Genomic DNA, 5,392 nt, shown 5'->3' on the forward strand with positions numbered 1-5,392 from the left:
TAGAAACCAACAGCCATATAACTGGTAGCTTTAAGCGGCTCACCTTTAGCATCAACAGGCCACAACCAACCAGAACGTGAAAAAGCGTCCTGCGTGTAGCGAACTGCGATGGGCATACTGTAACCATAAGGCCACGTATTTTGCAAGCTATTTAACTGGCGGCGATTGCGTACCCGACGACCAAAATTAGGGTCAACGCTACCTGTAGGAAGTGTCCGCATAAAGTGCACCGCATGGAAATGAAGACGGCCATTAGCTGTACCATACTCAGGCACACAAAAATACTGATAGCAGTCGGCGTGTGAATCATTAGCCTTGCGACCCTCGGCAGCAAGAACCATACGACCAATATCACGAAAATAGTCACGCAAAGCATTGGGATTATCATAAAACGCCTCTAATCGGTCGTCAGCCAACGTGAGAGTGTCAAAAACGATAAACCAACCATCAGCATGAGCCTGTCGCATTGCATTCATCAAACGCTGAATAGCAAAGCCTCTACGCGATTTCATAGTGGAGGCCTCCAGCAATCTTGAACACTCATCCTTAATACCTTTCTTTTTGGGGTAATTATACTCATCGCGAATATCCTTAAGAGGGCGTTCAGCAGCCAGCTTGCGGCAAAACTGCGTAACCGTCTTCTCGTTCTCTAAAAACCATTTTTCGTCCCCTTCGGGGCGGTGGTCTATAGTGTTATTAATATCAAGTTGGGGGAGCACATTGTAGCATTGTGCCAATTCATCCATTAACTTCTCAGTAACAGATACAAACTCATCACGAACGTCAGAAGCAGCCTTATGGCCGTCAACATACATATCACCATTATCGAACTCAACGCCCTGCATACGAAAAGACAGAATCTCTTCCAAGAGCTTGATGCGGTTATCCATCTGCTTATGGAAGCCAAGCATTGGGGATTGAGAAAGAGTAGAAATGCCACAAGCCTCAATAGCAGGTTTAAGAGCCTCGATACGCTCAAAGTCAAAATAATCAGCGTGACATTCAGAAGGGTAATAAGAACGAACCATAAAAAAGCCTCCAAGATTTGGAGGCATGAAAACATACAATTGGGAGGGTGTCAATCCTGACGGTTATTTCCTAGACAAATTAGAGCCAATACCATCAGCTTTACCGTCTTTCCAGAAATTGTTCCAAGTATCGGCAACAGCTTTATCAATACCATGAAAAATATCAACCACACCAGAAGCAGCATCAGTGACGACATTAGAAATATCCTTTGCAGTAGCGCCAATATGAGAAGAGCCATACCGCTGATTCTGCGTTTGCTGATGAACTAAGTCAACCTCAGCACTAACCTTGCGAGTCATTTCTTTGATTTGGTCATTGGTAAAATACTGACCAGCCGTTTGAGCTTGAGTAAGCATTTGGCGCATAATCTCGGAAACCTGCTGTTGCTTGGAAAGATTGGTGTTTTCCATAATAGACGCAACGCGAGCAGTAGACTCCTTCTGTTGATAAGCAAGCATCTCATTTTGTGCATATACCTGGTCTTTCGTATTCTGGCGTGAAGTCGCCGACTGAATGCCAGCAATCTCTTTTTGAGTCTCATTTTGCATCTCGGCAATCTCTTTCTGATTGTCCAGTTGCATTTTAGTAAGCTCTTTTTGATTCTCAAATCCGGCGTCAACCATACCAGCAGAGGAAGCATCAGCACCAGCACGCTCCCAAGCATTAAGCTCAGGAAATGCAGCAGCAAGATAATCACGAGTATCCTTTCCTTTATCAGCGGCAGACTTGCCACCAAGTCCAACCAAATCAAGCAACTTATCAGAAACGGCAGAAGTGCCAGCCTGCAACGTACCTTCAAGAAGTCCTTTACCAGCTTTAGCCATAGCACCAGAAACAAAACTAGGGACGGCCTCATCAGGGTTAGGAACATTAGAGCCTTGAATGGCAGATTTAATACCAGCATCACCCATGCCTACAGTATTGTTATCGGTAGCAAGCACATCACCTTGAATGCCACCGGAGGCGGCTTTTTGACCGCCTCCAAACAATTTAGACATGGCGCCACCAGCAAGAGCAGAAGCAATACCGCCAGCAATAGCACCAAACATAAATCACCTCACTTAAGTGGCTGGAGACAAATAATCTCTTTAATAACCTGATTCAGCGAAACCAATCCGCGGCATTTAGTAGCGGTAAAGTTAGACCAAACCATGAAACCAACATAAACATTATTGCCCGGCGTACGGGGAAGGACGTCAATAGTCACACAGTCCTTGACGGTATAATAACCACCATCATGGCGACCATCCAAAGGATAAACATCATAGGCAGTCGGGAGGGTAGTCGGAACCGAAGAAGACTCAAAGCGAACCAAACAGGCAAAAAATTTAGGGTCGGCATCAAAAGCAATATCAGCACCAACAGAAACAACCTGATTAGCGGCGTTGACAGATGTATCCATCTGAATGCAATGAAGAAAACCACCATTACCAGCATTAACCGTCAAACTATCAAAATATAACGTTGACGATGTAGCTTTAGGTGTCTGTAAAACAGGTGCCGAAGAAGCTGGAGTAACAGAAGTGAGAACCAGCTTATCAGAAAAAAAGTTTGAATTATGGCGAGAAATAAAAGTCTGAAACATGATTAAACTCCTAAGCAGAAAACCTACCGCGCTTCGCTTGGTCAACCCCTCAGCGGCAAAAATTAAAATTTTTACCGCTTCGGCGTTATAACCTCACACTCAATCTTTTATCACGAAGTCATGATTGAATCGCGAGTGGTCGGCAGATTGCGATAAACGGTCACATTAAATTTAACCTGACTATTCCACTGCAACAACTGAACGGACTGGAAACACTGGTCATAATCATGGTGGCGAATAAGTACGCGTTCTTGCAAATCACCAGAAGGCGGTTCCTGAATGAATGGGAAGCCTTCAAGAAGGTGATAAGCAGGAGAAACATACGAAGGCGCATAACGATACCACTGACCCTCAGCAATCTTAAACTTCTTAGACGAATCACCAGAACGGAAAACATCCTTCATAGAAATTTCACGCGGCGGCAAGTTGCCATACAAAACAGGGTCGCCAGCAATATCGGTATAAGTCAAAGCACCTTTAGCGTTAAGGTACTGAATCTCTTTAGTCGCAGTAGGCGGAAAACGAACAAGCGCAAGAGTAAACATAGTGCCATGCTCAGGAACAAAGAAACGCGGCACAGAATGTTTATAGGTCTGTTGAACACGACCAGAAAACTGGCCTAACGACGTTTGGTCAGTTCCATCAACATCATAGCCAGATGCCCAGAGATTAGAGCGCATGACAAGTAAAGGACGGTTGTCAGCGTCATAAGAGGTTTTACCTCCAAATGAAGAAATAACATCATGGTAACGCTGCATGAAGTAATCACGTTCTTGGTCAGTATGCAAATTAGCATAAGCAGCTTGCAGACCCATAATGTCAATAGATGTGGTAGAAGTCGTCATTTGGCGAGAAAGCTCAGTCTCAGGAGGAAGCGGAGCAGTCCAAATGTTTTTGAGATGGCAGCAACGGAAACCATAACGAGCATCATCTTGATTAAGCTCATTAGGGTTAGCCTCGGTACGGTCAGGCATCCACGGCGCTTTAAAATAGTTGTTATAGATATTCAAATAACCCTGAAACAAATGCTTAGGGATTTTATTGGTATCAGGGTTAATCGTGCCAAGAAAAGCGGCATGGTCAATATAACCAGTAGTGTTAACAGTCGGGAGAGGAGTGGCATTAACACCATCCTTCATGAACTTAATCCACTGTTCACCATAAACGTGACGATGAGGGACATAAAAAGTAAAAATGTCTACAGTAGAGTCAATAGCAAGGCCACGACGCAATGGAGAAAGACGGAGAGCGCCAACGGCGTCCATCTCGAAGGAGTCGCCAGCGATAACCGGAGTAGTTGAAATGGTAATAAGACGACCAATCTGACCAGCAAGGAAGCCAAGATGGGAAAGGTCATGCGGCATACGCTCGGCGCCAGTTTGAATATTAGACATAATTTATCCTCAAGTAAGGGGCCGAAGCCCCTGCAATTAAAATTGTTGACCACCTACATACCAAAGACGAGCGCCTTTACGCTTGCCTTTAGTACCTCGCAACGGCTGCGGACGACCAGGGCGAGCGCCAGAACGTTTTTTACCTTTAGACATTACATCACTCCTTCTGCACGTAATTTTTGACGCACGTTTTCTTCTGCGTCAGTAAGAACGTCAGTGTTTCCTGCGCGTACACGCAAGGTAAACGCGAACAATTCAGCGGCTTTAACCGGACGCTCGACGCCATTAATAATGTTTTCCGTAAATTCAGCGCCTTCCATGATGAGACAGGCCGTTTGAATGTTGACGGGATGAACATAATAAGCAATGACGGCAGCAATAAACTCAACAGGAGCAGGAAAGCGAGGGTATCCTACAAAGTCCAGCGTACCATAAACGCAAGCCTCAACGCAGCGACGAGCACGAGAGCGGTCAGTAGCAATCCAAACTTTGTTACTCGTCAGAAAATCGAAATCATCTTCGGTTAAATCCAAAACGGCAGAAGCCTGAATGAGCTTAATAGAGGCCAAAGCGGTCTGGAAACGTACGGATTGTTCAGTAACTTGACTCATGATTTCTTACCTATTAGTGGTTGAACAGCATCGGACTCAGATAGTAATCCACGCTCTTTTAAAATGTCAACAAGAGAATCTCTACCATGAACAAAATGTGACTCATATCTAAACCAGTCCTTGACGAACGTGCCAAGCATATTAAGCCACTTCTCCTCATCCAACGCGTCAGTTTTTGACAGAATCGTTAGTTGATGGCGAAAGGTCGCAAAGTAAGAGCTTCTCGAGCTGCGCAAGGATAGGTCGAATTTTCTCATTTTCCGCCAGCAGTCCACTTCGATTTAATTCGTAAACAAGCAGTAGTAATTCCTGCTTTATCAAGATAATTTTTCGACTCATCAGAAATATCCGAAAGTGTTAACTTCTGCGTCATGGAAGCGATAAAACTCTGCAGGTTGGATACGCCAATCATTTTTATCGAAGCGCGCATAAATTTGAGCAGATTTGTCGTCACAGGTTGCGCCGCCAAAACGTCGGCTACAGTAACTTTTCCCAGCCTCAATCTCATCTCTCTTTTTGCGTTCTGCTTCAATATCTGGTTGAACGGCGTCGCGTCGTAACCCAGCTTGGTAAGTTGGATTAAGCACTCCGTGGACAGATTTGTCATTGTGAGCATTTTCATCCCGAAGTTGCGGCTCATTCTGATTCTGAACAGCTTCTTGGGAAGTAGCGACAGCTTGGTTTTTAGTGAGTTGTTCCATTCTTTAGCTCCTAGACCTTTAGCAGCAAGGTCCATATCTGACTTTTTGTTAACGTATTTAGCCACATAGAAA

Annotated in this window: 8 protein-coding genes and 1 pseudogene; all 9 read right to left on the reverse strand. The window is 44.7% G+C overall.

Going from position 1 to position 5,392, the window contains the following annotated elements; all coding sequences use genetic code 11:
- Window positions 1-1,028: replication endonuclease (locus HAL07_RS08465; protein WP_053944696.1), on the reverse strand; the 1,028-nt coding region annotated here is incomplete at its 3' end.
- Between the two features lie 63 nt (window positions 1,029-1,091).
- On the reverse strand, window positions 1,092-2,078 hold the full coding sequence (locus HAL07_RS08470; RefSeq protein WP_000466547.1) for a Minor spike protein: 987 nt from the start codon (window positions 2,076-2,078) through the stop codon (window positions 1,092-1,094).
- Between the two features lie 8 nt (window positions 2,079-2,086).
- Window positions 2,087-2,614 (reverse strand): hypothetical protein, encoded by a 528-nt coding sequence (locus HAL07_RS08475; protein WP_000487867.1) that lies wholly within the window; start codon window positions 2,612-2,614, stop codon window positions 2,087-2,089.
- Between the two features lie 110 nt (window positions 2,615-2,724).
- Complete coding sequence (locus tag HAL07_RS08480; RefSeq protein WP_000065572.1) at window positions 2,725-4,008, reverse strand: major capsid protein; 1,284 nt, start codon at window positions 4,006-4,008, stop codon at window positions 2,725-2,727.
- Window positions 4,009-4,044: 36 nt separating this feature from the next.
- Complete coding sequence (locus HAL07_RS08485) at window positions 4,045-4,161, reverse strand: phage DNA packaging protein J (protein ID WP_000033471.1); 117 nt, start codon at window positions 4,159-4,161, stop codon at window positions 4,045-4,047.
- Window positions 4,161-4,619 (reverse strand): scaffolding protein D, encoded by a 459-nt coding sequence (locus HAL07_RS08490; RefSeq protein ID WP_000084700.1) that lies wholly within the window; start codon window positions 4,617-4,619, stop codon window positions 4,161-4,163. Before HAL07_RS08490 ends, HAL07_RS08485 begins: the two co-directional genes overlap by 1 nt.
- Window positions 4,616-4,855 (reverse strand): phage DNA packaging protein C, encoded by a 240-nt coding sequence (locus HAL07_RS08495; RefSeq protein WP_016670801.1) that lies wholly within the window; start codon window positions 4,853-4,855, stop codon window positions 4,616-4,618. Before HAL07_RS08495 ends, HAL07_RS08490 begins: the two co-directional genes overlap by 4 nt.
- The gene (locus HAL07_RS08500; protein ID WP_435988044.1) at window positions 4,788-4,940 is read right to left on the reverse strand and encodes a hypothetical protein; all 153 of its coding nucleotides are present in this window, start codon (window positions 4,938-4,940) and stop codon (window positions 4,788-4,790) included. The genes HAL07_RS08495 and HAL07_RS08500 overlap by 68 nt, the downstream gene beginning before the upstream one ends.
- Window positions 4,873-5,392: pseudogene (locus tag HAL07_RS08505) on the reverse strand (replication endonuclease); the annotation flags it as partial. The gene HAL07_RS08500 and the pseudogene HAL07_RS08505, both read right to left, overlap by 68 nt.

This window comes from Helicobacter ailurogastricus, from assembly GCF_001282945.1.
GTDB lineage: Bacteria > Campylobacterota > Campylobacteria > Campylobacterales > Helicobacteraceae > Helicobacter > Helicobacter ailurogastricus.

Excerpts from the sequence above, each read along its gene's own strand:
- HAL07_RS08475 (WP_000487867.1), bottom strand. The coding sequence starts at position 2,614 with ATGTTTCAGACTTTTATTTCTCGCCATAATTCAAACTTTTTTTCTGAT.
- HAL07_RS08480 (WP_000065572.1), bottom strand. The coding sequence starts at position 4,008 with ATGTCTAATATTCAAACTGGCGCCGAGCGTATGCCGCATGACCTTTCC.
- HAL07_RS08485 (WP_000033471.1), bottom strand. The coding sequence starts at position 4,161 with ATGTCTAAAGGTAAAAAACGTTCTGGCGCTCGCCCTGGTCGTCCGCAG.
- HAL07_RS08490 (WP_000084700.1), bottom strand. The coding sequence starts at position 4,619 with ATGAGTCAAGTTACTGAACAATCCGTACGTTTCCAGACCGCTTTGGCC.
- HAL07_RS08470 (WP_000466547.1), bottom strand. The coding sequence starts at position 2,078 with ATGTTTGGTGCTATTGCTGGCGGTATTGCTTCTGCTCTTGCTGGTGGC.